The 25,847-nt window shown below is 65.1% G+C and carries 31 protein-coding genes and 1 pseudogene; 5 read left to right on the top strand and 27 right to left on the bottom strand.

Annotated features, from left to right (window positions below):
- Nucleotides 1-2: 2 nt before the first annotated feature.
- From QE379_RS09070 to QE379_RS08955, 24 genes and pseudogenes are all read right to left on the bottom strand, one after another.
- Nucleotides 3-758, bottom strand: coding sequence for a biotin--[acetyl-CoA-carboxylase] ligase (locus QE379_RS09070; RefSeq protein WP_306999771.1), 756 nt, complete (start codon nt 756-758; stop codon nt 3-5).
- Nucleotides 725-2,188: an NADH-quinone oxidoreductase subunit NuoN gene (gene nuoN / locus QE379_RS09065; RefSeq protein WP_306999770.1), complete on the bottom strand. Its 1,464-nt coding sequence runs from the start codon at nt 2,186-2,188 to the stop codon at nt 725-727. Before nuoN ends, QE379_RS09070 begins: the two co-directional genes overlap by 34 nt.
- Nucleotides 2,188-3,738, bottom strand: a complete 1,551-nt coding sequence (locus QE379_RS09060; RefSeq protein WP_306999769.1) for an NADH-quinone oxidoreductase subunit M — start codon at nt 3,736-3,738, stop codon at nt 2,188-2,190. The genes nuoN and QE379_RS09060 overlap by 1 nt, the downstream gene beginning before the upstream one ends.
- A gap of 7 nt (nt 3,739-3,745) precedes the next feature.
- Nucleotides 3,746-5,860 (bottom strand): NADH-quinone oxidoreductase subunit L, encoded by a 2,115-nt coding sequence (gene nuoL / locus QE379_RS09055; RefSeq protein WP_307003152.1) that lies wholly within the window; start codon nt 5,858-5,860, stop codon nt 3,746-3,748.
- Complete coding sequence (nuoK, locus tag QE379_RS09050; RefSeq protein WP_007404079.1) at nt 5,860-6,168, bottom strand: NADH-quinone oxidoreductase subunit NuoK; 309 nt, start codon at nt 6,166-6,168, stop codon at nt 5,860-5,862. Before nuoK ends, nuoL begins: the two co-directional genes overlap by 1 nt.
- A complete protein-coding gene (locus QE379_RS09045; RefSeq protein ID WP_306999768.1) occupies nt 6,165-6,776 on the bottom strand; it encodes an NADH-quinone oxidoreductase subunit J in 612 nt (203 codons plus the stop codon). Before QE379_RS09045 ends, nuoK begins: the two co-directional genes overlap by 4 nt.
- Before the next feature lie 49 nt (nt 6,777-6,825).
- On the bottom strand, nt 6,826-7,311 hold the full coding sequence (gene nuoI, locus QE379_RS09040) for an NADH-quinone oxidoreductase subunit NuoI (RefSeq protein ID WP_042483186.1): 486 nt from the start codon (nt 7,309-7,311) through the stop codon (nt 6,826-6,828).
- Nucleotides 7,308-8,363, bottom strand: a complete 1,056-nt coding sequence (gene nuoH / locus QE379_RS09035; RefSeq protein ID WP_306999767.1) for an NADH-quinone oxidoreductase subunit NuoH — start codon at nt 8,361-8,363, stop codon at nt 7,308-7,310. The genes nuoI and nuoH overlap by 4 nt, the downstream gene beginning before the upstream one ends.
- Nucleotides 8,360-10,378 carry an NADH-quinone oxidoreductase subunit NuoG gene (nuoG, locus tag QE379_RS09030; RefSeq protein WP_306999766.1) on the bottom strand — a complete coding sequence of 673 codons (2,019 nt, stop codon included), beginning with the start codon at nt 10,376-10,378 and terminating at the stop codon, nt 8,360-8,362. Before nuoG ends, nuoH begins: the two co-directional genes overlap by 4 nt.
- The gene (nuoF, locus tag QE379_RS09025) at nt 10,378-11,688 is read right to left on the bottom strand and encodes an NADH-quinone oxidoreductase subunit NuoF (protein ID WP_306999765.1); all 1,311 of its coding nucleotides are present in this window, start codon (nt 11,686-11,688) and stop codon (nt 10,378-10,380) included. The genes nuoG and nuoF overlap by 1 nt, the downstream gene beginning before the upstream one ends.
- A complete protein-coding gene (locus QE379_RS09020) occupies nt 11,688-12,362 on the bottom strand; it encodes an NAD(P)H-dependent oxidoreductase subunit E (RefSeq protein ID WP_306999764.1) in 675 nt (224 codons plus the stop codon). The genes nuoF and QE379_RS09020 overlap by 1 nt, the downstream gene beginning before the upstream one ends.
- Nucleotides 12,362-12,668, bottom strand: a pseudogene (locus QE379_RS09015) (nuclear transport factor 2 family protein). Before QE379_RS09015 ends, QE379_RS09020 begins: the two are co-directional and overlap by 1 nt.
- A gap of 41 nt (nt 12,669-12,709) precedes the next feature.
- Nucleotides 12,710-13,945, bottom strand: coding sequence for an NADH-quinone oxidoreductase subunit D (locus tag QE379_RS09010; RefSeq protein WP_306999763.1), 1,236 nt, complete (start codon nt 13,943-13,945; stop codon nt 12,710-12,712).
- Nucleotides 13,942-14,778 (bottom strand): NADH-quinone oxidoreductase subunit C, encoded by an 837-nt coding sequence (locus tag QE379_RS09005; RefSeq protein WP_306999761.1) that lies wholly within the window; start codon nt 14,776-14,778, stop codon nt 13,942-13,944. Before QE379_RS09005 ends, QE379_RS09010 begins: the two co-directional genes overlap by 4 nt.
- Nucleotides 14,775-15,359: an NADH-quinone oxidoreductase subunit B family protein gene (locus QE379_RS09000; protein ID WP_373461756.1), complete on the bottom strand. Its 585-nt coding sequence runs from the start codon at nt 15,357-15,359 to the stop codon at nt 14,775-14,777. Before QE379_RS09000 ends, QE379_RS09005 begins: the two co-directional genes overlap by 4 nt.
- Nucleotides 15,350-15,724 carry an NADH-quinone oxidoreductase subunit A gene (gene ndhC / locus QE379_RS08995; RefSeq protein WP_306999760.1) on the bottom strand — a complete coding sequence of 125 codons (375 nt, stop codon included), beginning with the start codon at nt 15,722-15,724 and terminating at the stop codon, nt 15,350-15,352. The genes QE379_RS09000 and ndhC overlap by 10 nt, the downstream gene beginning before the upstream one ends.
- 195 nt (nt 15,725-15,919) lie before the next feature.
- A complete protein-coding gene (locus tag QE379_RS08990; protein WP_306999759.1) occupies nt 15,920-16,732 on the bottom strand; it encodes an inositol monophosphatase family protein in 813 nt (270 codons plus the stop codon).
- Nucleotides 16,733-16,860: 128 nt separating this feature from the next.
- Entirely contained in the window at nt 16,861-17,424 is a 564-nt protein-coding gene (efp, locus tag QE379_RS08985; protein ID WP_267433648.1) for an elongation factor P, read from the bottom strand.
- Between the two features lie 73 nt (nt 17,425-17,497).
- On the bottom strand, nt 17,498-18,109 hold the full coding sequence (locus QE379_RS08980) for a M23 family metallopeptidase (RefSeq protein WP_306999758.1): 612 nt from the start codon (nt 18,107-18,109) through the stop codon (nt 17,498-17,500).
- Nucleotides 18,106-18,423 (bottom strand): hypothetical protein, encoded by a 318-nt coding sequence (locus tag QE379_RS08975; RefSeq protein ID WP_306999757.1) that lies wholly within the window; start codon nt 18,421-18,423, stop codon nt 18,106-18,108. The genes QE379_RS08980 and QE379_RS08975 overlap by 4 nt, the downstream gene beginning before the upstream one ends.
- Before the next feature lie 114 nt (nt 18,424-18,537).
- Nucleotides 18,538-19,221, bottom strand: a complete 684-nt coding sequence (gene thiE, locus QE379_RS08970; RefSeq protein WP_306999756.1) for a thiamine phosphate synthase — start codon at nt 19,219-19,221, stop codon at nt 18,538-18,540.
- 103 nt (nt 19,222-19,324) lie between these two features.
- Nucleotides 19,325-20,233 carry a class I fructose-bisphosphate aldolase gene (locus QE379_RS08965; protein WP_306999755.1) on the bottom strand — a complete coding sequence of 303 codons (909 nt, stop codon included), beginning with the start codon at nt 20,231-20,233 and terminating at the stop codon, nt 19,325-19,327.
- Nucleotides 20,234-20,271: 38 nt separating this feature from the next.
- Nucleotides 20,272-20,598 carry a type II toxin-antitoxin system PemK/MazF family toxin gene (locus QE379_RS08960; protein ID WP_306999754.1) on the bottom strand — a complete coding sequence of 109 codons (327 nt, stop codon included), beginning with the start codon at nt 20,596-20,598 and terminating at the stop codon, nt 20,272-20,274.
- On the bottom strand, nt 20,595-20,825 hold the full coding sequence (locus QE379_RS08955) for a ribbon-helix-helix protein, CopG family (protein WP_306999753.1): 231 nt from the start codon (nt 20,823-20,825) through the stop codon (nt 20,595-20,597). The genes QE379_RS08960 and QE379_RS08955 overlap by 4 nt, the downstream gene beginning before the upstream one ends.
- A gap of 121 nt (nt 20,826-20,946) precedes the next feature.
- Between QE379_RS08955 and QE379_RS08950 the strand changes: the two genes are divergently transcribed.
- The gene (locus QE379_RS08950; protein ID WP_373461855.1) at nt 20,947-21,462 is read left to right on the top strand and encodes a TlpA family protein disulfide reductase; all 516 of its coding nucleotides are present in this window, start codon (nt 20,947-20,949) and stop codon (nt 21,460-21,462) included.
- 42 nt (nt 21,463-21,504) lie between these two features.
- On the opposite strand, the gene pgk is transcribed toward QE379_RS08950, so the two are convergent.
- The 3 genes from pgk to gap are packed head-to-tail and all read right to left on the bottom strand — an operon-like array spanning nt 21,505 to nt 24,187.
- The gene (gene pgk / locus QE379_RS08945) at nt 21,505-22,704 is read right to left on the bottom strand and encodes a phosphoglycerate kinase (protein ID WP_306999752.1); all 1,200 of its coding nucleotides are present in this window, start codon (nt 22,702-22,704) and stop codon (nt 21,505-21,507) included.
- Complete coding sequence (locus tag QE379_RS08940; RefSeq protein ID WP_306999751.1) at nt 22,701-23,177, bottom strand: MOSC domain-containing protein; 477 nt, start codon at nt 23,175-23,177, stop codon at nt 22,701-22,703. Before QE379_RS08940 ends, pgk begins: the two co-directional genes overlap by 4 nt.
- Nucleotides 23,177-24,187, bottom strand: coding sequence for a type I glyceraldehyde-3-phosphate dehydrogenase (gene gap, locus QE379_RS08935; protein ID WP_306999750.1), 1,011 nt, complete (start codon nt 24,185-24,187; stop codon nt 23,177-23,179). The genes QE379_RS08940 and gap overlap by 1 nt, the downstream gene beginning before the upstream one ends.
- 197 nt (nt 24,188-24,384) lie before the next feature.
- Between gap and QE379_RS08930 the strand changes: the two genes are divergently transcribed.
- The 4 genes from QE379_RS08930 (at nt 24,385) to QE379_RS08915 (ending at nt 25,831) form a co-directional block, all read left to right on the top strand.
- Nucleotides 24,385-24,582: a hypothetical protein gene (locus QE379_RS08930; protein WP_267433658.1), complete on the top strand. Its 198-nt coding sequence runs from the start codon at nt 24,385-24,387 to the stop codon at nt 24,580-24,582.
- On the top strand, nt 24,582-24,896 hold the full coding sequence (locus QE379_RS08925; protein ID WP_267433659.1) for a cell division protein ZapA: 315 nt from the start codon (nt 24,582-24,584) through the stop codon (nt 24,894-24,896). Before QE379_RS08930 ends, QE379_RS08925 begins: the two co-directional genes overlap by 1 nt.
- Before the next feature lie 201 nt (nt 24,897-25,097).
- Nucleotides 25,098-25,631, top strand: coding sequence for a 5-formyltetrahydrofolate cyclo-ligase (locus tag QE379_RS08920; protein ID WP_306999749.1), 534 nt, complete (start codon nt 25,098-25,100; stop codon nt 25,629-25,631).
- Nucleotides 25,628-25,831 (top strand): DUF2842 domain-containing protein, encoded by a 204-nt coding sequence (locus tag QE379_RS08915; protein ID WP_306999748.1) that lies wholly within the window; start codon nt 25,628-25,630, stop codon nt 25,829-25,831. The genes QE379_RS08920 and QE379_RS08915 overlap by 4 nt, the downstream gene beginning before the upstream one ends.
- The last annotated feature ends 16 nt before the right edge of the window (nt 25,832-25,847 follow it).

The raw sequence follows: 25,847 nt of genomic DNA, 5'->3' as shown, positions 1-25,847 counted from the left end.
CTTCAGACCAGGAAGATGTCACCGGCGTGGATGACATGGGTCACGCCATCCGCCAAGCCGAGTTGCAGCGCACCGTCCGGCGCCAGTCCCTGAAAACTGCCCGTAAGCGCCTGACCATCGGGCAGTCTGGCCGTCAGCGTGGTGCCCTGTGGATGGGCCCGCCCTTCCCACCTTTCGATCACGGCGGACAGGCCGACCCCACGCCAGACTGCGACCCAATGGGTCATCGCATCGGCGAGCAGCGCCTGCATCGTCGCGGGCGCGACATCGACGCCATGATCGCGGAGCGCGGTCGTGGCGCGGTCGGGAAGGTCCGGGGCCGACGCCAGGTTGATCCCCATGCCGATGACGACCGCATCGCCGGTTCGCTCCAGAAGAATGCCCGACAGCTTGGCGCCGTCGATCAGCAGGTCATTGGGCCATTTCAGGCAGAGCCGCGGCCCGATGTCGGGGATGCAGGACCGGACGGCGTCCTCGATCGCGACGGCGGCGACCAGTGCCAGCGTCGCGGGCATCGGATCGCCGGGGCGCAAGCGCACCAAGGTCGAGCCATAGAAATTGCCGGAGGGCGAGGACCATTCCCGCCCCTGGCGTCCGCGCCCCGCCGTCTGCCGGTCGGCGCGGAGCCAAAGGCCGTCCCAATTACCGTCTTCGCCGCCTGCTTCGGCAAGCTGGCGAAGATCGGCATTGGTCGATCCCGTTTCCGGGACATGCAGCAATCGGCTCAGAACAGCGCCCGTGCCGCCGCCAGCGACCATGCGCCGAGCAGCGGGATCGCCAGATAACCGACCGGCGAAACGAACAGCGCCGACAGCGCGATCAGACCGTTCTCGACCGGCTGCGCATCGCCGTTGTCCCAGGCACCCGCCGGCTCATCGAAGAACATCGTCTTGATGATGCGCAGATAATAATAAGCGCCGATCACCGAGGCGACGACACCGATGACCGCCAGCGGGAACAGCCCAGCCGCGACCGCCGCATTGAACACCGCGAACTTGGCATAGAAGCCGAGCAGCGGGGGGATGCCCGCAACCGAGAACATGAAGAACGCCATCGCCCAGGCCAGTGCCGGGCGGGTCCGTGACAGGCCCGACAGGCTGGCGATCGACTCCAGCGGATTGCCGTTCTCGTCGCGCATCCGGATGACGATCAGGAACGCACCCAGCGTCATGATGACGTAGATGGTCAGATAGGTCAGCACCGCCGCGACGCCCTGCGCCGTGCCCGCCGCCAGACCGATCAGCGCGAAGCCGACATTGTTGATCGACGAATAGGCCAGCAGTCGCTTGATGTTGGTCTGCCCGATGGCCGCCACGGCACCCAGGATGATCGACGCCAGCGCTGCGAAGGTCACGATCTGCTGCCACTGCTGCACCGCCGAACCCATCGCCTCCACGGCGACGCGGATGGCCAGCGCCATGGCCGCGACCTTGGGCGCCGAGGCGAAGAAGGCCGTCACCGGGGTCGGCGCGCCTTCATAGACGTCCGGGGTCCACATGTGGAACGGCACCGCCGACATCTTGAACGCCAGACCTGCGAACACGAACACCAGGCCGAACACCAGGCCCAGCGAGCGCGTGCCCATCGCGGCATCACGGCCATAGGCGGTCGCGATCTGCGCGAAGTCGGTCGACCCCGAAAAGCCGTACACCAGCGAGATGCCGTAAAGCAGGATACCCGAGGCCAGCGCGCCGAGGACGAAATACTTCAGCCCCGCTTCCGCCGAACGACTGTCACGGCGCATGAAGCTGGCCAGCACATAGGCCGACAGGCTCTGGAGTTCGAGGCCGACATAGAGCGTCAGCAGATCGCCCGCCGACACCATCATGCCCATGCCCACGGCCGAGAGCAGCATGAGGATGGGATATTCGGGCCGCAAATCCTCACCCGCCGTCTTGGCGAAGAAGCCGGGCGCCATGACGATCGCCACCGCGGTCGCCAGATAGATCAGCACCTTAGCGAAACCCGCAAAGGCGTCCGCGCGATACAGGCCACCAAAGGCGAGCCCGCCCGTGGTCGCAGGACCGGCGAGCGAAACCATCGCCCCCGCCAGCACGAACACCGCCGCGATCGAGATGCCCCGCGTCGAGGCGGTCCCGCCCCAGGCGGCGACGAGCATCAGCGCGATCGCGCCGAGGGTCAGCACCAACTCGGGCAGGACCATCAGAAGATTGAACGAATAGCTCATCAGTGCGCCTCCCCGTGCGCAGCTTGGTGCTCAGGGGCGTGGGTGGTGGCCAGCGCGGGGTTGCCTGCGGTCGGGCGGCTGTCCGAACCGGGGTTCGCCCGGTCGATCCGCTGGAGCAGGATCGTCACGTCCTTGCGCATCGGCGCGAGGAAACTCTCCGGGTACACGCCCATCCACAGCGTCACCGCCGCGATCGGTGCCAGCAACCACAGTTCGCGGTGCGACAGGTCGGGCATCGCCGCCACCTCGTCCGACTTGATCTCGCCATAAGCGACCCGCCGGTAGAGATAGAGCATATAGGCCGCACCCAGGATGATACCGGTGGTGCAGAGCAACGCCGTCCAGGTCGACACCTGATAGGTGCCCATCAGCGACAGGAACTCGGCGACGAACCCGCTGGTGCCCGGCAGACCGATCGACGCCATGGTGAAGAACAGGAACAGCACCGCATATTTCGGCATGTTGATCGACAGCCCGCCGTACCGGGCGATCTCGCGGGTGTGCAGCCGGTCATAGATGACGCCGACGCACAGGAAGAGCGCCCCCGACACCAGCCCGTGGCTGAGCATCATGATCATCGCGCCTTCGATGCCCTGCTGGTTGAAGGCATAGAGGCCGATGGTCACGATCGCCATGTGCGCGACCGACGAATAGGCGATCAGCTTCTTCATGTCGGACTGCACCAGCGCGACCAGCGATGCATAGATCACCGCCACCGCCGACAGGCCAAAGATCAGCCAGGTAAGCTGTCCGCTTGCCTCCGGGAACATCGGCAACAGGAAGCGCAGGAAGCCATAGCCGCCCAGCTTCAGCAACACGCCCGCCAGGATGACGGAACCCGCCGTCGGGGCCTGAACGTGCGCGTCGGGAAGCCAGGTGTGGACCGGCCACATCGGCATCTTGACCGCGAACGAGGCGAAGAAGGCGATCCACAACCAGGTCTGGACCGAGGTCGGGAAGTCATAGGCCAGCAGCGCCGGGATCGACGTCGTGCCCGCCGTGCGCGCCATATAGAGCATCGCGACGAACATCAGCAGCGAGCCGAGCAGCGTGTACAGGAAGAACTTGTACGACGCGTAGATGCGGTTCGCTCCGCCCCAGATGCCGATGATGAGGTACATCGGAATCAGGCCGGCTTCGAAGAAGACGTAGAATAGGAACAGATCCTGCGCCGCGAAGGTGCCGATCATCAGCACCTCGGTGAACAGGAACAGGCCCATATATTCGGGCACCCGCTTGTCGATCGAACGCCAGCTTGCGCCGATGCAGATCGGCATCAGGAACACGCTGAGCATGATCAGCATCAGCGCGAAGCCATCGATACCGAGCGACCAGCCGAACGGGCCGAAGACGCCGGGGGCATGTTCGACGAACTGCCACTGCGCGCCGCCCACATCGAACTGCGTCCAGAGCAGGATGCCCAGGGCGAAGTCGACCAGCGTGGCGGCCAGCGCCAGCATCCGCGCGCCGTTCGCGTTGAGGAAGAGGCAGGCGATCGCGGCAATGGCCGGGACCGCCAGCATGACGGAGAGGATCGGGAAGCCCTGCATCACGCGATCAACCCAAAATGGCCCAGGTGACGGCCGCAGTCAGGCCGATCAACATGACGAAGGCATAGCTGTAAAGGTATCCCGTCTGGAAGCGCGCCGCGCCCCTGCTGCCCTGCTGGATAAGCCAGGCAACACCATTGGGGCCGAAGCGGTCGATCGTCTTCTCGTCGCCACGGTGCCACAGGAACCGGCCGATCGCGAAGGCGGGGCGCACGAAGAGGAAATGGTAGATCTCGTCGAAATACCATTTGTGGAGGAGGAAGCGGTACAGGATGCGGAACTGGTCCGCGAACTTGGCCGGGAACTCCGGTGCACGGATATAGGTCAGATACGCGGTCAGCAGACCGAGCAGCATCACCACCGTCGCCGACAGCTTCACCCACACCGGCACGCCATGCATCGAGTGCATCAGATGCTCGTTGAAGGCGATCGCACCCTTCCAATAGCTCTCGCCCGCTTCCGGCTCGATGAACCAGCCATGGAAGACGAAGCCCGCCGCGATCGCACCGATCGACAGGACGATCAGCGGGATCAGCATGACCAGCGGGCTCTCATGCGGATGATAGCCGCCGGTGCCTTCCGGCACGTCGGTGTGACCCGCGTCGTGCGTATGCGGCTCGTGACCGGCATCCTCCGAATGCGCGTCATTGTGATGCGCATCATGAGCGTGGCCGTGCGCATGATCGTCATGGCCGTGACCATGCGCGTCATGGATCGCGTGCTGGATATGCTCCGACCCGGTCCAGCGCGGCTTGCCCCAGAAGGTCAGGAACATCAGACGCCACGAATAGAAGCTGGTCAGCAGCGCCGCGATAACGCCCGCCCAGAAGGCGAAGCCCGAACCACCCGCATAGGCGACTTCGATGATCGCGTCCTTTGAGTGGAAGCCCGCGAAACCGAACGCCATCGGATTGCCGAACAGAGCCGGGATACCGACGCCGGTGATCGCCAGCGTGCCCATCATCATCGCCCAGAAGGTCACCGGGATGTGACGACGCAGGCCGCCATAATAGCGCATGTCCTGTTCATGGTGCATCGCATGGATTACCGAGCCCGCACCCAGGAACAGCAGCGCCTTGAAGAAGGCGTGGGTGAACAGGTGGAACATCGCCGCGCCATACGCGCCGACGCCTGCGGCAAAGAACATATAGCCGAGCTGCGAACAGGTCGAATAGGCGATGACCCGCTTGATGTCGGTCTGCACCGTGCCGACGGTCGCCGCGAAGAAGCAGGTGCAGGCGCCGATCACGGTGATGACACCGAGCGCGGTCGGCGAGGTTTCGAACATCGGCGACAGGCGGCACACCATGAACACGCCCGCCGTCACCATGGTCGCCGCGTGGATCAGCGCCGACACCGGGGTCGGGCCTTCCATCGCGTCCGGCAGCCAGGTGTGGAGGCCGAGCTGCGCCGACTTGCCCATCGCACCGACGAACAGCAGCAGGCAGAGCACGGTCATCGTGTCGAACCGGTATCCGAGGAAACCGATGGTCGAGCCCGCCATGCCGGGTGCGGCGGCCAAGATCGCGGGGATCGAGACGGTGCCGAACACCAGGAAGGTTCCGAAGATGCCCAGCATGAAGCCTAGATCGCCGACGCGGTTGACGACGAACGCCTTGATCGCGGCCGCATTGGCCGACGGCTTGCGGAACCAGAAGCCGATCAGAAGATAGGACGCGAGACCCACGCCTTCCCAGCCGAAGAACATCTGGACCAGATTGTCCGCCGTCACGAGCATCAGCATCGCGAAGGTGAAGAGGCAGAGATAGGCGAAGAAGCGCGGCTGATCCGGCTCCTCGCTCATATAGCCCCAGCTATAGAGATGGACCAGCGCCGAGACGCTGGTGATGACCACCAGCATGATCGCGGTCAGCGAGTCCACGCGCAGCGACCAGTCGACCGACATGTCGCCGCTGGTGATCCAGTGGAGCACCGGCGTGACGGTCGCGACATCGGCACCGCTCAGATAGCCGATGAAGATCGGCCAGGACAGCGCACAGGAAATGAACAGCGCGCCGGTCGTGACGACCTTGGCGGGCACGTTCCCGATGGCCTTGTTGCCGAACCCCGCAATGGCGGCGGCCAGCAACGGCAGGAAGACGATAGCGAGGATCAACCCGATTACCCCTTCATCCGGTTGACGTCGTCGACCGCGATGGTGCCGCGGCCACGGAAATAGATGACCAGGATCGCCAGACCGATCGCCGATTCACCGGCGGCCACGGTCAGCACGAACATGGCGAAGACCTGCCCCACCAGATCCTGAAGCGCGGCCGAGAAGGCGACGAGGTTCAGGTTCACGGCGAGCAGGATGAGTTCGATCGCCATGAGGATGACGATCAGGTTCTTCCGGTTGAGGAAGATACCCAGCACCCCCATGGTGAACAGGATCGCCGCGACGACCAGATAATGGACGAGACCGATCGTCACAGCTCCACCCCCTGCCCGATGGGCTGATTGATATTGCGGGTCGCCTCATGCGGCTGACGCGCATTCTGCTTGGCGATGTTCTGCGGACGGACACCACCGCGCTTGCGATGTGTCAGCACGATCGCGCCGATCATCGCGACGAGCAGGACCAAGCCCGCCCCCTCGAAGATGAACAGGTAGCGCGTGTAGAGCAGGTTGCCGATCGCCTGAATGTTGGACACCTCCGGCGCGATGGGCGCGGCACGCGCGGCCAATTGCACGCCGCCGACGCTCCACGCCTGGAACGCGATGATGATCTCGGCCAGCAGGGCGACGGCGAGCGCCAGACCCAGCGGCAGGTAGCGCGCAAAGCCCGCCCGCATCGCCGCGACCTCGATATCGAGCATCATGACGACGAAGAGGAACAAGACCGCGACCGCGCCCACATAGACGATGACGAGCAGCATCGCGATGAACTCGGCCCCGCACAGCACCATGAGGCCCGCGGCGTTGAAGAACGCCAGGATCAGCCACATGACCGAGTGCACCGGATTGCGCGACGCGATCGTGAGCCCTGCGGACACGATCACCACGGTCGCGAAAATATAGAAGGCGATAGCCTGTATCACTGCCTGTCAGGCCCCTTTTCTGTCCGCCCCGAACCGATGGTCGCGGGCTTTAACGGTACGGCGCATCGGCGGCAAGGTTCGCCGCGATCGCGCTTTCCCAGCGGTCACCGTTATCGAGCAACTTCGACTTGTCGTAGATCAGCTCTTCGCGGGTCTCGGTCGAAAATTCGAAGTTCGGACCCTCGACGATGGCGTCCACGGGGCAAGCCTCCTGGCACAGCCCGCAATAGATGCACTTGGTCATGTCGATGTCGTAGCGCGTCGTGCGGCGGCTGCCGTCGTCGCGAGGCTCCGCCTCGATCGTGATCGCCTGGGCGGGGCAGATCGCCTCGCACAGCTTGCACGCGATGCACCGCTCCTCGCCATTGGGATAGCGACGCAGCGCGTGCTCACCCCGGAAACGCGGAGAGATGGGGTTCTTCTCGAACGGATAGTTGATCGTCGCCTTCGGCTTGAAGAAGTAGCGAAGGGTCAGCGCATGGCCCTTCACGAACTCCCACAGCGTAAAAGCCTTGACGTACTGAGCGACGCTCATGCTGGAACTCCCACGCGCGCATACATCAGCACGCCAGACACCAAGAATACCCAGAACAGCGACACCGGCAGGAACACCTTCCAGCCCAGCCGCATCAGCTGGTCGTACCGATAGCGCGGTACCGTCGCCTTCACCCACGAGAAGATGAAGAAAAACACGCACATCTTAATGAGCAGCCAGACGATACCCGGCACGACATAGAGCGGCGCCCAGTCGAACGGCGGCAAATAGCCACCCCAGAACAGGATCGCGTTCAGCGCGCACATCAGGATGACGTTGGCGTACTCACCCAGCCAGAACAGCGCGAACGACATCGAGCTGTATTCGGTCTGGTAGCCCGCGACCAACTCCGACTCCGCTTCGGTCAGGTCGAACGGCGCACGCTGCGTCTCGGCCAGCGCCGAGATGAAGAACATCACCGCCATCGGGAAGAGCAGCGGGTTCAGGAAGAAGCCGTTGATCGGGGTGTTCAACACACCCTTCTGCGCCTCGACAATATTCGTCAGGTTGAAGCTGCCCGACCACAACACGACCGAAATCAGGATGAAGCCGATCGCCACTTCATAGGACACCATCTGCGCGGCCGCACGAAGCGCCGAGTAGAAGGGATATTTGGAGTTCGACGCCCAACCCGACAGGATCACGCCATATACGCCCAGCGACGAGGCGGCGAGGACATAGAGCAGGCCGACATTGATGTTGGCGACGACCACGCCCGGCTGGAACGGCACCACCGCCCAGACGATCAGCGCGACCGTGAAGGTGATGATCGGCGCCAGCAGGAACAGCCCGCGATTGGCGGCGGCCGGAACGATGGTTTCCTGAAGGAAGACCTTCAGACCGTCGGCGAAGGACTGGAGCAGACCGAAGGGACCGACCACGTTCGGACCACGGCGCAGCGCCATCGCCGCCCAGATCTTGCGGTCGACATAGATGACCATCGCGACCGCCAGCATCAGCGGCAGCGCGATCGCCAGAATCCCGACCAAGGTCGCGATCGTCCAGGCCCAGCCATAGGGAAGGCCGAGCGTCGTGTTGAAAAACGCGGTCACTCCGCTGCCTCCGCATAGCTCTCACCATGGACCAGTTCGGCCGAGCAGCGCTGCATCGTCGGGCTGGCGCGGCAAATCGCGTTGGTGAGGTAGAAGTCCTTGATCGGATAGCCCTCGATCGTGCCCGACGCGGTCGCGTTCAGCGACAGCGCGGCCCAGTCGAAGGTGACGAGACCGACCTGGCCCAGCGCGGGAACCTCCGCGGCCATCGCGGCGCGCAGAGCCTCCAGCGTGTCGAAAGGCAGGGTCTGGCCCAGCACTTCGGACAGCGCGCGGAAGATCGTCCAGTCGTCGCGCGCATCGCCCGGCGCGAACACCGCACGGTCGCCGCGCTGCACCCGGCCTTCCAGATTGACCCAGGTTCCCGACTTCTCGGCATAGGTCGCGCCCGGCAGGATGACATCGGCGTGATGCGCACCCTTGTCGCCATGATGGCCGACGAACACCTTGAAGCTGCTGCCGAACTTGGCGAAATCAACCTCGTCCGCACCCAGGAAGAAGGCCAGCTTCGGCGCGGCCGCAACCACGTCCGCAATGCCGCCCTTCTGCGCATAGCCGAGCATCAGCCCACCCATGCGCGAAGCCGCCATGTGAACGACATTATAGCCGTTCCACGCCGAACCGTCCTCCAGCGTCCGCACCAGATTGAACTGGTCGACCAGCTTCAGGCTCGCGCCATGCGCACCCTTCAGCGCACCGCCACCGACGATCACCATCGGACGCGCGGCCTTGCCGAACCACTCGGTCACCGCCTCGGGCAGGTTGCCCAGCACCGACAGGTCGGCGCCCAGCCACTCGACCTTGTAGGTCAGGTCGGTTTCGGGGCCGATCGCGAAGACCTTGGCGCCCTTCTTGATCGCCTTGCGGATACGAGTGTTCACCAGCGGCGCTTCCCAGCGCAGATTGGTGCCGATCAGCAGGATCGCGTCGGCCTTCTCGACGCCCGCGATGGTCGTGTTGAAGTTGACCGCGGCCAGGCTCGACGTGTCGTAATCCATGCCGGTCTGACGGCCCTCGAGCAGGCTCGAACCCATCTTGGCGAGCAGCGCCTTGGCGGCGAACATCGTCTCGCAATCGACCAGATCACCGGCAATTGCGGCGACGCTGGCACCGGCATTCACGTCACGGATCGCGGCGAACGCCTCGTCCCAGGTGGCGGGCACCAGCTTGCCGTCGCGGCGGATGAACGGACGGTCGAGACGACGACGGACCAGGCCGTCGATCGCGTGACGCGTCTTGTCGCTCGCCCACTCCTCGTTCACCTCGTCGTTGATGCGCGGCACGCAGCGCAGCACCTGACGACCCCGGCTGTCGAGGCGGATGTTGGTGCCGACCGCGTCCATCACGTCGATGGCGAGCGTCTTCTTCAACTCCCAGGGACGCGCCTCGAACGCATAGGGCTTGGAGGTCAGCGCGCCCACCGGGCACAGGTCGACGACATTGCCCGACAGCTCGCTCGACACCGCCTGCTCGAGATAGGAGGTGATCTGCATATTCTCGCCGCGATAGATCGCGCCGATTTCCTCGACACCCGCAACCTCTTCGGCGAAGCGGACGCAGCGGGTGCACTGGATGCAACGAGTCATGACCGTCTTGACGATCGGACCCATATATTTCTCGGTGACGGCCCGCTTGTTCTCGTCATAGCGGCTATGGCCCTTGCCATAGGCCATGGACTGGTCCTGTAGGTCGCACTCCCCGCCCTGATCGCAGATCGGGCAGTCCAGCGGATGGTTGATCAGCAGGAATTCCATCACGCCTTCGCGCGCGGCCTTCACCATCGGGGTGGTGGTGAAGATTTCCTGATTCTCCGCCGCCGGAAGCGCACACGACGCTTGCGGCTTGGGGGGCCCAGGCTTCACCTCGACCAGGCACATGCGGCAATTGCCCGCGATGGACAGCCGCTCATGATAGCAGAAGCGCGGGATTTCCTTGCCCGCCAGCTCACAGGCCTGGAGCACGGTGGCGCCCTGGGGCACCTCGATCTCGACGCCGTCGACTTTGACCTTAGGCATTATTCGGCTGCTTCCATCATCGGGGCGTTGCCGCCCGTCTCGCCTTTGCGTTCGCGAATGCGGCGTTCCATCTCCGGGCGGAAATGGCGGATCAGGCCCTGGATCGGCCAGGCCGCCGCGTCGCCGAGCGCGCAGATGGTGTGGCCTTCGACCTGCTTCGTCACCTGGAACAGCGTATCGATCTCGGCCACATCGGCATCGCCGGTGCGCATCCGCTCCATCACGCGCCACATCCAGCCGGTGCCTTCACGGCACGGGGTGCACTGGCCGCAGCTTTCATGCTTGTAGAAGTAGGACAGGCGGCTGATCGCGCGGACGATGTCGGTCGACTTGTCCATGACGATCACGGCCGCCGTGCCAAGGCCCGATCCGACCGCCTTCAGGCCGTCAAAGTCCATCGGCGCGTCCATGATCTGGGCGGCGGGTACCAGAGGCACCGACGAACCGCCCGGAATCACCGCGAGCAGATTGTCCCAGCCGCCGCGAATGCCGCCGCAATGCCGCTCGATCAGTTCGCGGAACGTGATCGACATGCTTTCCTCGACCACGCAGGGGCGATCGACATGGCCGGAAATCTGGAAGAGCTTGGTGCCCTTGTTGTTCTCGCGTCCGAAGGAGGAGAACCACTCGGCGCCGCGCCGCAGGATCGTCGGGGCGACCGCGATCGACTCGACATTGTTGACCGTGGTCGGGCAGCCATAAAGCCCCGCCCCCGCCGGGAAAGGCGGCTTCAGGCGCGGCTGGCCCTTTTTGCCCTCCAGGCTCTCGATCATCGCGGTTTCTTCGCCGCAGATGTATGCGCCCGCGCCGCGATGGACGAAGACGTCGAAGTCATAACCCGAGCCACAGGCATTCTTGCCCAGGAAGCCCCGGTCATAGGCCTCGGCCACCGCCGCGAACAGCGTCTCCGCCTCGCGGATATATTCGCCGCGAATGTAGATATAGGCCGCCCGCGCGCGCATCGCGAAGCCCGCGACCAGCGCCCCCTCGATCAGCTTGTGCGGATCGTGACGGATGATCTCGCGGTCCTTGCACGAACCCGGCTCGGACTCGTCGGCGTTGATGACCAGGAAGCTCGGCCGGTCGGGGCGCGGTTCCTTGGGCATGAAGCTCCACTTCATGCCGGTCGGGAAGCCCGCACCGCCGCGCCCGCGCAGACCCGACGCCTTGATGACGTCGATGATCTTGTCCTGGCCCAGTTCGAGCAGCGCCTTGGTGTTGTCCCAATCGCCGCGCTTCATCGCCGCGTCGACGTTCCACGGCTGATAGCCGTAGAGATTGGTGAAAATGCGGTCCTTGTCAGCGAGCATTATGCGCCCCACTCCCCGCGATAGTCGTGATTATCGCCGACCATGGCGGTCAGCGTGGTCGGACCGCCCAGCGGCTCGACCGTGTGGCGACCCGGCTCCTGCGTGCCGGTCTTGGGGCTTTCGCCCTTGGCCAGCGCTTCCAGGATGGTGACCGTGCGGTCGTAATCCAGATCCTCGTAATTGTCGTCGTTGATCTGGACCATCGGGGCCGATGCGCAATTGCCCATGCACTCGACCTCGGTCAGCGTGAACAGGCCGTCGGGCGTGGTCTTGCCCTTGATCAGCCCCTTGTTCTTGCACGCCGCCAGCACGTCGTCCGACCCGCGCAACATGCACGGCGTCGTGCCGCACACCTGCACATGATAGCGGCCCACGGGCGCCAGGTTGAACATCGTATAGAAGGTCGCGACCTCATAGATGCGCATATACGCGACACCCAGTTGGCGCGCCACGAACTCGATCACCGGCACGGGCAACCAGCCTTGCGTCTGCGTCTCGGCACCGACCTGGCGCTGGGCCAGGTCGAGGAACGGGATCGAGCAGGATTGTTCGCGACCCTTGGGATAGCGCGCGAGAATCTCGTTCGCCTTCTTCTGGTTCTCGTCCGTCCAGGCGAAATTGCCCCAGCGGGCGCGGACTTCTGCCTCGTCGGGAATGATGGCTGCGTCGGCCATTAGCGAATGAACTCCACGCGCGACACCTTGTCGTTCTCGAAGGAATAGATGGACATGACCTCGAACGCCTCGGCCACCCGGCGCACGTTCGACCTTTTCATGCAGCAGCACGGTTTCGCCGAACGCCTGTTCGGCGACGATTTCGGCGCGGTTCCGCGGGAACTGGGCAAACATCGCCTTCAGCCCCGAACGCACGCCTTCGCGTCCCTCGCGCAGCACGGCCCCGCGATAACCCGCTTCGCAAGCATCCTCGGTCATCAGCGCGACATAAGCGTCGGCGTCCTGCGCATTGTAATGCGCGACCATCTGGCGTGCGATCGCGATGCGCGCAGGAGAATCGATCGCGCTCAACGATCGCACTCCCCGAACACGATATCCATCGCGCCCAGGATCGCGGTCGTGTCGGCCAGCATATGCCCCTTGGACATGAATTCCATGGCCTGGAGGTGGCTGAACGCGGTCGGGCGGATCTTGCACCGATAGGGCTTGTTCGATCCGTCGGAGACGAGATAAACGCCGAATTCGCCCTTCGGGCTTTCGGTCGCGACATATACCTCGCCGGCGGGGACGTGATAGCCTTCGGTATAAAGCTTGAAGTGGTGGATCAGCGCTTCCATCGAGCGCTTCATCTCACCGCGCTTGGGCGGCGTGACCTTGCGGTCTGGGCTGAGCACCGGCCCCTCGGGCATCTGCGCCAGGCACTGCTTCATGATCCGGGCCGACTGGCGCACTTCCTCGACGCGCACCATGAACCGGTCATAGCAATCGCCGCTGGTGCCCACCGGCACGTCGAAGTCCACCTTGTCATAGGCGTCATAGGGCTGCGACTTGCGCAGGTCCCACGGAATGCCCGAGCCGCGGATCATCGGACCGGAGAAGCCCCATTTGATCGCATCCTCGCGGTTGACCACCGCAATGTCGACGTTGCGCTGCTTGAAGATACGGTTGTTCGAAACCAGCCCGATCGCATCCTCGAAAAGCTGCGGCAGACGGGTGTCGAGCCAGTCGGCGATATCGGTCAGCAGCTTGAGCGGCACGTCCTGATGGACGCCGCCGACACGGAAATAATTCGCGTGCATGCGCGCGCCCGAAGCACGCTCATAGAAGTTCATGCAGTCTTCGCGGATTTCGAACATCCACAGGTTCGGCGTCATCGCGCCGACGTCCATCACATGGCTGCCCAGATTGAGCATGTGGTTCGAAATGCGGGTCAGTTCCGCAAAGAACGTCCGGAGATATTGCGCACGCAGCGGCACTTCCAGATCGAGCAGCTTCTCGACCGCCAGCACATAGCTGTGCTCCATGCACATCGGCGAGCAGTAATCGAGGCGATCGAAATAGGGCAGCGCCTGCGAATAGGTCTTGTGTTCGATCAGCTTTTCGGTGCCGCGATGCAGCAGGCCGACATGCGGATCGATACGCTCCACGATCTCGCCGTCCAACTCCATGACGAGGCGAAGCACGCCGTGCGCCGCCGGATGCTGCGGGCCGAAGTTGATCGTATAGTTCTGGATCGACACGTCGCCCGTGGTCGGGTCGACGGCGTCGGTCTTGTGGAGCAGTTCGTCGACATAGTCGCTCACTGATTCTGTCCTCCACCCTTGCCCGGCACGACGTCCGGGTTCTGGGGCTTACCTTCGGCCTTGTTGCCCGGATGCGGTTCGCCCGCGCCCGTCTGCTTGGGGCTTTCGGTGGTCTTCGTCTCGGCGGTCTGCGACGGCGCGGTCTTGTCCGGCGCGGCATCGGCCTTCTTCACCGCATCGGCACTGGCCGGGGTCTGCGCGCCCTTGCCTTCCGGCTGCGAGCCCTTTTCGTCGCCGGGAAGGACGTATTCCGCCCCTTCCCACGGGCTCTGGAAGTCGAAATTGCGGAAGTCCTGCGCCAGCTTCACCGGCTCATAGACGACGCGCTTTTCCTCTTCCGAGTAACGCAACTCGGTATAGCCGGTCAGCGGGAAGTCTTTGCGGAGCGGATGGCCACGGAAGCCATAGTCCGTCAGGATGCGACGCAGATCGCTATTGCCCGAGAACAGCACGCCGTACAGGTCATAGACCTCACGCTCCAGCCAGCCCGCGACCGGCCACAGGCCCGTCACCGACGGCACAGGCTTGTCCTCGTCGGCGCAGACATGGACATGCAGGCGATGGTTGCGGGTCAGCGAGAGCAGGCAATAGACCACCTCGAAACGCTCGTCGCGCTCGGGATAGTCGACGCCGGCGATCTCCATGAGCTGCTGATATTCCAGCCCCTTGGTGTCGCGCAGCGCGATCATGGCGGGCACGAGGTTCGCACGATCGACGATCAGCGCGACCTCACCCACATGCTCGCGCGCATCGACCAGCCAGGGGCCGAGCGCGGCGCGCGCCGCATCGATCACGCCGTCGTTCGAGGCGAAGCGGGGAGCGGGCGCCCTCACCGTTCGATGCTCCCGGCGCGGCGGATCTTCCGCTGCAACTGCATCACGCCATAGAGCAACGCCTCGGCGGTCGGCGGACAGCCGGGGACATAGATGTCCACGGGCACGATCCGGTCACAGCCGCGCACCACCGAATAGCTGTAATGGTAATAGCCGCCGCCATTGGCGCAGCTACCCATCGAGATGACATATTTCGGGTTCGACATCTGGTCGTACACACGACGCAGCGCCGGAGCCATCTTGTTGCACAGCGTACCCGCGACGATCATCACGTCCGACTGGCGCGGCGACGCGCGCGGCGCGGCACCGAAACGCTCCATGTCGTAACGCGGCATGTTGACGTGGATCATCTCCACCGCGCAGCACGCCAGACCGAAGGTCATCCACCAGAGCGAGCCGGTGCGCGCCCATTGGAACAGTTCCTCGGTCGAGGTGACGAGGAAGCCCTTGTCGGTCAGTTCGCCGTTCAGTCCGTCGAAAAAGCCCTGATCGGGCTGGATGACGGCCTGGCCGTCATGGACGACTCCGCCATGGGCCTGCGGCTTGAACTCGACCGGACCGGAGTGAAGATTTACTCCCAATCCAACGCTCCCTTCTTCCACGCATAGACAAGCCCGAGCGCGAGCTCGCCGATGAAGATCATCATCGAAAACCAGGCGGTCCAGCCGAGGCTGAACACACTCACCGCCCAGGGGTACAGAAACGCCGCTTCCAGATCGAAGATGATGAACAGGATCGCGACGAGGTAGAAACGCACGTCGAACTGGCTGCGCGGGTCTTCGAACGCGGGGAAGCCGCATTCATATTCGGACAGCTTCTGCTCGTTGGGCTGATGCGCACCCGTCAGGCGCGCGACCAGCATCGGCAGAAACACGAAGGCCGTCGACAGAACCAGGGCAACGCCCAGGAACAGGAGGATCGGCAGATATTGCGACAGATCGACCAAGTTTTTCTCTCGCAGATGCGGAACTGGATGCGGATGGCTTTAGGCCGATGAACCCGCCGGAGCAAGTCAGCGGAGGCATGAGAATGAATCGCAACTGAACCGTGCCATTCACCCCATCGGACAGATTTTCAGATGGTATTTGAAAGGCTTGAACGCAATAGCTGCACGCGATTGCGTTCAAATCCCCTCGAAATCTCAGCGCAGCGCGTTGGCCAGCAGCTTGTGCAGCTTGGAATGCAGCCCCTCGTTGGCGGCCAGATACTCACCACGCTCGAGCGACTTGTCGCTGCCCCGGAAGTCGCTGACGAAACCGCCCGCTTCTCGCACCAGCAGCATGCCCGCCGCTGCGTCCCAGGGCTTCAGGCCGGACTCCCAGAAACCGTCATAGCGGCCCGCCGCGACCCAGGCGAGGTCGAGCGCGGCCGAGCCGAAGCGGCGGATACCGGCGACCTGCGGCGCGATCGCACCGAAAATGCGACTCCACTGGACGAAATCGCCGTGCCCCAGGAAGGGGATGCCGGTCGAGATCAGCGCTTCCGACAGATCGCGGCGCGACGACACGCGCAGACGACCGTCCTGCAACCACGCGCCCCGGCCCTTTTCGGCCCAGAAGCTTTCGTCGGTCAGCGGCTGGTAGATCAGGCCGGTGGTCACTTCGCGCTTGCCGCTCGGCAACTGCTCCTCGACCGCGATCGAGATGGCGAAGTGCGGGATGCCGTGCAGGAAGTTGGAGGTGCCGTCGAGCGGATCGATGATGAAGCGTGGCTTGGACGGATCGCCTTTGATCTCGCCAGCCTCTTCCATCAGGAAGTTCCAGTCGGGGCGCGCCTTCTTCAATTCCTCGAAGACGGTTTCCTCGGCACGCTTGTCCGCCATCGACACGAAGTCGGCGGGGCCCTTGCGGCTGACCTGGAGGTGCTGAACCTCGTTGAAGTCGCGGCGGAGACGCGGGGCGGCCTTGCGCGCGGCGCGTTCCATGATGGTGAGAAGCCCGGAGTGCGAGGCCATGATCGTCCTTTCGATCGCGCCGCTGCATCTCCACGGCGCTATAATGAAAAGGCCCGCCGCGAACGACGGGCCGGGGCGGCGGATGACTGGGTCGCGCGTCTGTCGCGCCGGTCATCCGCCGATACCGATTAGTCCGCGCGGCGGACGTAGGTCTGTTCGTACACGTCGACGACGATGCGCACGCCGCTGGCGATGTGCGGCGGCACCATCACGCGCACGCCATTGTCGAGGATGGCGGGCTTGTACGACGACGAGGCGGTCTGCCCCTTCACCACGGCGTCGGCCTCGACGATGGTGGCTTCGATCTGGTCGGGAAGCTGGACCGAGATCGGACGCTCCTCATGCAGTTCCATCACCACGTCCATGCCGTCCTGAAGGAAGGCCGCGGCATCGCCCAGCAGGTCCCGCGGCAGCGTAATCTGCTCATAGGTTTCCTTGTCCATGAAGGTCAGGTCGTCACCCTCGGCGAACAGGAACTGGAAGTCCTTGGTGTCCAGGCGGACGCGCTCGACCGTCTCGGCGGAGCGGAAGCGGACGTTCGTCTTGCGGCCGTCGATGAGGTTCTTCATCTCGACCTGCATATACGCACCGCCCTTGCCGGGCTGGGTATGCTGAATCTTCACGGCGCGCCAGATGCCGCCTTCATACTCGATGATGTTGCCGGGACGAATGTCCACGCCGCTGATCTTCATGGGTCTTCAACCTGCTGGAAAGAGCGAAGGATGCCGGGGCGGTGACGCAGCCCGGCGGTCCGTGGACGCTGCTTTAGCTTGAAGCGGTCTTTCCGGCAAGCAGCGGATAGGGATCGACCGGCTCGCCCTGATACCAGTCATCCCCGGCGCGCATCCAACTGACCCCGAAATGGAGATGGGTGTTGCCCGCGCCCGCATTGCCGGTATCCCCGACATAGCCGACCACCTGCCCCTGCGCGACGCGCTGCCCCTCGGTCAGGCCTGGCGCATAGCTTTTCAGATGCGCGTAATAGAGGCTCCAGCGCCGGTCGAGCGAGCGGATATAGAGCGTATGGCCGCCCCGCGCGCTGTCGAACAGCTTCTCGACCGTGCCCGGAAGCGCCGCCACGACCGGGGTGCCGCCCGGTGCCATCAGGTCGATCCCTCGATGCCGGCGCTCGCCGCCTTCGCGCGGGTCGCCCCAGTCGTGGCGGAGCGAGGCCACCGGATAGTCGGCGATCGGCATGATGAGCGCCGCCGCGCCGCCCGTCACGCCCCCGGAGGCAGGCGCCTGTGCTTCGGGCACCACGACATCGCCCGAGCCGACGGACAGCATCGACAGAAACCCGCCGACCCCGACCACGATCAGGCCCAGCATCACCCAGCCGAAACGCGACAGCGGGCCCCTGCCCCCGCTTCGCCTCATTCCTGCGGCACTTTGTGCTTGCCCGGTGGCGTGATCGCGCTTGCGGGGGGCGCGCCAACGCCGCTCGGCGACGCCGCACCCCTGCCGGGCTCGATCGGATAGGCGGGTGCGGGGGTGGGATGCGTCGCCACCGCCACCAATGCCATGGCTACCCCCGTCCCCAGGGCGATCGCCAGTCTTTTCATGCGCCGCTCCTCCGCGTCGTTCGTAGCCTGTCTGTTGAACGCAGGCGAAGGACGCTTGTTTCCGATGCGCAACGGATAGGCGATCATACCGGCGGGCTCACGCAGGGCGTAGGGCCAATCGACATTCATGCGGCTCCTTATTCCCCTCTATGAGGAGCGGGGGAAAAGAAGAGCATGTTGGAATGGCGGCACAGCCTAATGGATGGAATGGCGAGGTGATCGCCATGCCCCTGTCGGAGCGCCCTACTTCAATACCTCGGCAAAGGCCTTGACCGCCGCCGCCTCGTCGCCGTTCCACACCGCGCCCGACACCGCCAGGAAGTCCGCGCCCGCCTTGACCAGCGTTCCGGCATTGTCGGGCGTGATCCCGCCAATCGCGACGCAGGGGAGTTCGAACAGGGTCGACCACCAGGACAGCACCACGGGTTCGGCGCGATGCTTGGTCTCCTTGGTCGTCGTCGGATAAAAGGCACCGAAGGCGACATAATCCGCCCCCGCCTCCCCGGCCTCCATCGCCAGATGACGGCTGTCGTGACAGGTCACGCCGATCTGGACCGACGGGCCCAGCACGTCGCGCGCCTCGCGGGAGTCGCCGTCCTCCTGGCCCAGATGCACACCGTCCGCGCCCAGCCGCTTGGCGAGGCTGATGCTGTCGTTGACGATGAACGCCACCTCACGGTCGACGCAGATGCGCTGGAGCGGCTCGGCCAGCTTGGCGGCGGCGTGCTGGTCCATGTCCTTCACGCGGTACTGGAAGGCCGCGACGGGCCCGGCATCGAGCGCGCGCGCCAGCCGGTCCGCGAAACCGCCGGTCACGTCGAGCGGCGAGATCAGGTAAAGCTGGCAGGGCGGCCGTCGCATGTCCCGTACAAAGGCGGTGGCGAATTCGGGATCGAGCGGGCCGAGAGGATCGTCATCAAGCGTCATGCCGCCTTCCCTAGCGCCTGACGCACGCCCCGTCACCTGTGACGGCGGCGGGAAGGATTGGGCGTCCCGGTTCCCCAACCGAAACGCCCAGCCCTGCAAGAACTTATTCCTCGTTCTTGTAGATCGCGATCAGCTTGTCGAGCATCGCCAGCGCCGCGTCGCGCGGACGCTGGAAAGTATTGCGGCCGATGATCGAGCCGTTGCCGCCACCGTCACGGATATCGCGCGCATCCTGAAAGACGGCATCCGCGCCCTTGGCCGCGCCGCCCGAAAAGACGACGATGCGGCGGCCCGCGAAGCTCGACTGGACGACATGGCGAACGCGATCGGCCTGGTTGGACCAGTCGGTCCCCTCATAGGCGGACTTCGCCTCGGCCTGTTCGATATGGTCGCTGGGCAGCTTCACCTTGATGATGTGCGCCCCCAGCAGCGCCGCCATATGCGCGGCATAGGCCCCGACATCGAGCGCCAGTTCGCCGTCCTTGGTCAGCTTGCCGCCGCGCGGGTAACTCCAGATCACGGTGGCGAGGCCGGCCTCGCGCGCTTCGGCGGACAGGATCGCGATCTGGTCCATCGCGTCGAAAATACCGTCAGACCCCGGATAGATGGTGAAGCCGATCGCCGCGCAACCCAGCCGCACCGCATCCTGCACGCTGCCCGTCACCGCCTGGGTGATCGAGGTGCCCCAACTGTTCGAACTGTTGATCTTCAGGATCGTCGGAATCTGCCCGGCAAAGGTGTCGGCCCCCGCCTCCAGCATCCCCAGCGGCGCGGCATAGGCCGACAGCCCGGCATCGATCGCCAGTTGAAAATGGTAATGCGGGTCATAGGCGGGCGGGTTGACCGCGAAGCTGCGCGCCGGGCCATGTTCGAAACCCTGGTCGACCGGCAGGATGATCAGCTTGCCGGTGCCGCCCAGCTTCCCCTGCATCAGGATGCGCGCCAGATTGGCCTTCACGGCGGCGGGCGTGCCCTCATATTTGTCGAGAATGGCCTTCACGGTCGGGGTCATGCGGTCTCTCCGGATTGGTCTTTGGTTCGAAACGAATGTCAGAGCATCAACCAGCGGCGCAGCGCCTGATCGACCTGCTCCATCCGGGTGGGCGAAGCATGGCCGAGGATCTTGACGATGCCGTTGCGCGGGATGGACAGGATCTTGTCCACCTGCACCTCGCACTCCACCGTCAGGCCGGTATGTTCGCGCGGCGAGAAGGCGACGCGGAACAGCGCCTCTCCCCCCACCACGGAGGTCATCGGACAGACCGTGATGGTGTTGTGCGTCTCGTTATAGAGATCGGACTGGACAACCAGGAACGGGCGGTGATCGTTCCCCTCCCCCGTCGTGGCGAGGACGATGGCGGCATGCGCGATTTTCACGCGCCCGCTTCCTGGGCCAGTTGATTCCAGAAGGCGAAATCCTCCGGTGTGTCGCGCTTCGACGCGCGGGTCGACTGGCGGCGCGCCTCGCGGCGATAGGCCTCGTCGTGCAGGTCGACGTAACGCCGCACCGCTTCGCGCGCGATGTCGCTCTTGCTGCGCCCCTGGGTGCGCGCGACGGCGGCCAGCCGCTGCTCCAATTCGGTGTCGAGACGGACGCCGAGCATCACCACTCCTTCGTTTAACGTGTTCAACGTAGCAAGTCCGACACGTCGGATCAAGCACTCTTGACGCTGGCCCGCCGCGACGGCCATGCTCGCCATCGGCATGCTGGCGGGGAGATCGGGGATGCGGCGAACGGGCTGGGCATGGCTGGCGGCGATGATGCTCGTCCTTCCCTCCGGCGTCGCGGCCAAGGCGGTGCCCAGGGCCGGCGAGATGGCGCCTGATTTCGACCTGACGCTGATCGACGGCACGCATGTCCGCCTGGCCGATCTGCGCGGGCAGGTGGTCGTGCTGAATTTCTGGGCGACATGGTGCGGGCCGTGCCGCGCGGAGTTGCCGCTGCTCGACCAATATTACCGGGCGCAGGCCAGACACGGGTTGAAGGTCTTTGCGGTGGCGACCGAGGATTCGCTGCCGCTCTATCGCATGAAACCGCTATTCGCGGCGATGGCGATCCCGTCGGCGCGGCGGATCCGGGGACCTTACGACACGCTGGGCGCAGTGCCGACCAACTATATCATCGATCGCGCCGGGCGGGTTCGCTACGCCAAGGCGGCGGCGTTCGACCTGGACGACCTCAACCGGTTGCTGGTGCCCCTGTTGCAGGAAACCCCGCCGCCAGTGGCGACGGGGTCCTGAAGTCCAAACGTCATCCCAGCAAAGGCTGGGGCGACTGACAGGTCAGGCCGTCAGTGCGGCGACGCCGGGCAGGTCCTGCCCCTCCATCCATTCCAGGAATGCGCCGCCCGCCGTCGAGACGAAGGTGAACTGCGCCCCCACGCCCGCCTGGTTGAGCGCGGCCACCGTATCGCCGCCGCCCGCGACCGAGACGAGGCTGCCATCCTGGGTCAGCGCCGCCGCCGTCTTGGCGAGCGCGACGGTCGCCATGTCGAAGGGCGGCGTCTCGAACGCGCCGAGCGGGCCGTTCCAGACGAGCGTCCGGCAATTCTTCAGCACATCGCCCAGCGCCTCGACCGCATTGGGGCCGAGGTCGAGGATCATCTCGTCCGCCGCGACCTCATGAACGTTGACGGTGCGGGTGGCGGGGTTGGGCTTGAACTCCTTGGCGACCACCACGTCATAGGGAAGATGCACGGTGCAGCCCGCCTTATCGGCCGCGTCGAGAATCTCCTCGGCCGTGCCGGTCAGGTCATGCTCGCACAGCGACTTGCCCACATCGACCCCGCGCGCGGCGAGGAAGGTGTTGGCCATGCCGCCGCCGATGATCAGGTGATCGACCTTGCCGACCAGATGCTTGAGCACCGCGAGCTTGGTCGAGACCTTGGCCCCGCCGACCACCGCCGCGACCGGATGCTCGGGATGGCCCAGCGCCTTTTCCAGCGCGTCGAGTTCGGCCTCCATCGCGCGGCCCGCGAACGCCGGAAGCTGTCGCGCCAGCCCTTCGGTCGAGACATGCGCACGGTGCGCCGCCGAAAAGGCGTCGTTGACGTAGAAGTCGCCCAGCTTGGCGATCGAGGCCGCCAGTTCTGGATCGTTCTTTTCTTCGCCCGCATGGAAGCGGGTGTTTTCCAGGATCGCGATATCACCGGGGTTCAGCGTCGCGACCGCCGCTTCCGCCGCCTCGCCCGCGACATCCTCAATGAAGCGGACCGGGCGGCCCAGCACGTCGCTATAGGGCTGGGTGAGCATCGCCAGCGAATAGTCGGGATTGCGCTGCCCCTTGGGGCGGCCGAAATGGGCGAGGATCAGCACGATCGCGCCCCTGTCGGCCAGTTCGGTCACCGTCGCGATCGTCGCGCGCAGGCGGGTGTCGTCGGTCACGCGACCATCGGCCATCGGCACGTTCAGATCCTCGCGGACCAGCACGCGCTTGCCGGACACGTCACCCATATCGTCGAGCGTCTTGAATGCCTTGGTCATGATTCCTCGATCCTGATGTTGTCGCCGATGCGGATCGTGCCGCCCTCGATCACGCGGGTACACACGCCGCCGCGCCAATCGGGACGGAGGGCCGCCTGCAACCCGTCGGCGATCGCGTCCATGCGGTGGCACGGATCGCATTCCATGGTGATTTCCAGAAGGACGGGCCCGATACGCAACCGGGTGCCCGGAATTTGGGGAAGGTCGAAATCCTCGACCAGCAGGTTCGCGCGGCGTTCCTGCCAGGGGATATCGCGGTCGATCTCGGCCAGCGCGGCGTCCCAGTCGGCGCGCTCGATCAGCGTCACCTGACGCCTGCCCCGCCCGCCGGGCTTGATCCGCCCGCGACAATCGCCTTCCACGCCGCCCGCCAGGGTGACGATGGCGGTGTCCAGCACCTCCACCCTCCCCTTCGGCACGGCATGGCGGGCGATACCGGCCAGATGCCCGGTCATCACCCGCCCGTCGCTCATCAGAGGAACTTCGCCATCGCGGTCGCGGTGTCGACCATGCGGTTCGAGAAGCCCCATTCATTGTCGTACCAGGACACGACGCGCACCAGCTTGCCGTCGAGCACCGCCGTCTCCAGGCTGTCGACGGTCGAGGACTGGGGCGAGTGCATCAGGTCGATCGAGACCAAAGGCTCGTCGGTATAAACCAGCACGCCCTTGAGCGGACCGCTCTCGGCGGCCGCCTTCAGGATGGCGTTGACCTCTTCCTTGGTCGTGTCGCGCGCAGGGGTGAAGGTCAGGTCGACCAGGCTGACGTCCGGCACCGGCACGCGGATGGCCGAGCCGTCCAGCTTGCCCTTCAGTTCGGGCAGAACCTCGCCCACCGCGCGGGCGGCGCCGGTGGTGGTCGGGATCATCGACATGGCGGCGGCGCGGGCGCGGCGCAGATCGGGGTGGATCTGGTCGAGGATCTTCTGGTCGTTGGTGTACGCGTGGACCGTGGTCATCAGGCCGCGCTCGATCCCGATCGCATCGTTCAGCACCTTGGCAACCGGCGCCAGGCAGTTGGTGGTGCACGAGGCGTTCGACACGATGGTGTGGTCGGCGGTCAGTTTGTCATGGTTGACGCCGTACACGACGGTCAGGTCGACATTCTTGCCCGGCGCCGAGATCAGCACCTTCTTCGCGCCCGCCGCGAGATGCTTCTCGCACGACGCCTTGTCGGTGAAGAAGCCGGTGCACTCCAGCACCAGATCGACGCCCAGTTCCTTGTGCGGCAGGTTGGCGGGGTCGCGCTCGGCGGTGACGCGGATGCGCTTTCCGTCGATCACGATGTCGTTGCCGTCCGCCGACACCTCACCCGGATAGCGGCCATGGACGCTGTCGCGGCTGAACAGCCAGGCGTTGGACTTGGCGTCGGCGAGATCGTTGATCGCGACCAGTTCCAGCGCGTCGCCGCCCCGTTCGAGAATGGCGCGCGCGACCAGTCGGCCGATGCGACCGAAACCATTGATTGCAACCTTGACCGTCATGCCAGCAAGCTCCTGTCTCATACGGGCACTGCCTGGACGGCACCGCCCCCGGTTGGATGGTGAGGGCGGGCACGTCCCGCGATTCCATCGTTCGCGCCACGCCTTTCGGAGCCGATGGGTTCGCTGTCAACCGCCCCCAGGCTTCGCATCGTCCAATTGCGGGTTGCCGCGTCAAGCCATCCTGCTAAGCCGATCCCATGCCCGAACCCATTGCCGACGATGTCCTCTCCTCCGTCGAGCGCATCGACCGCGCGATCGCCCGCATCGAACAGACGATCCGCACCCGCGCGGCCAAGGAAGACGCGCTCGCGCGACGCCATGCCGCGCTCAAGGCCCGCATGGCCGACGCCGTTTCCGCGCTGGACGAAGTGATCAGCCGGGGGAGCGCCGTCTGATGGCCGAAGTCACGATCACGATCGGCGACCGCCCCCATACCGTCTATTGCCAGGAAGGCGGCGAAGCGCGGGTCCGAATGCTCGGCCAGATGCTCGACCAGCGCTGGCCGGCGGCGATGCGCGCGTCAGGCGGACATAATGGCGAACGCGCGCTGCTGTTCGTCGCGCTGATGCTGGCCGACGCGCTGGAAGAGGCGGAGCGTCGCCCGCCCGCCGGGGCCGCGGTCAGCGAGGCCGCGCTCACCCGGATCGCCGAGCGGCTGGAGGGATTGGCCGATGCGCTGGATTCCGAAGGACGCGGGCCCCTTGAGTAAGCCGGGCCTCTCCCCTACATGGGTCAGTGGCGGGTTCTGCCCGGTACGAGCCACGATAATCCCTGAGGCTATTCTTCATCCAAGGGGGCTGTCCCTGCCCGGACCCTGGTCCGACGCACATGGTCCCCACCTGACGTATTGGGCGTCAGTGGATATTACGGCAAACGGCCATGGCGGTCCCGCCACCCGCCCTTCTCTGACATGACCGACAAACGCGCCCTTCGCGCCCGGATGCGGGCGGCGCGTGACGCGCACGGCCCCGGCCTGCTGCCGGTGGCGCGCCCCTTTCTCGACCGCCTGCTGCCCGGACAGATCATTGCCGCCTACCGCCCGATCGGGGCGGAGGCCGATCCGGCGCTATGGGTCGAGGCGGCGCTGCATGCGGGCGCGACGATCGCCCTGCCCCATGTCGTCGATCGCGCGAGCCCGATCCGCTTCCTGACATGGGTGGAGGGACAGGATCTGCATGTCGGTGCTTTCGGGCTTCACCAGCCGGACCCGGATGCGCCCGAATGCATGCCCGACATCATCCTGACCCCGCTGGTCGGCTTCGACCGGCGCGGCAACCGGCTGGGCCAGGGAGCGGGCCATTACGACCGCGCCTTCGCCGCACACCCCGACGCCTGGCGCGTCGGGCTCGCCTGGGGCGTGCAGGAGGTCGAGGCGCTGGCCCCCGATGACTGGGACGTACCGCTCCACGCCATCGCCACCGAATCGGAATGGATCGTCCCATGACCCCCAGTTGGCGCAAACCCGCTGGAATGCTGCTGATCGTCGCGATCATCATCCTGTGGGCGGTGCTGGTCGCCAGCCTGTCGGGCGTGGTGGGCCGGTGGCACTGGGTTTTGCAACTGGCCTTCTATGTGGTCGCCGGGATCGTGTGGATCACGCCGATGAAGCCGCTGTTGCGGTGGATGGAGGGGGGACGGGGTTAGGGTTTCCCTTCGACTT

The sequence above is a fragment of the Sphingomonas sp. SORGH_AS_0879 genome (genome assembly GCF_030819175.1).
Classification (GTDB): Bacteria; Pseudomonadota; Alphaproteobacteria; order Sphingomonadales; family Sphingomonadaceae; genus Sphingomonas.
Note: the sequence above shows the minus strand (reverse complement) of the source record. Positions and strands in the feature narration are given on the sequence as shown.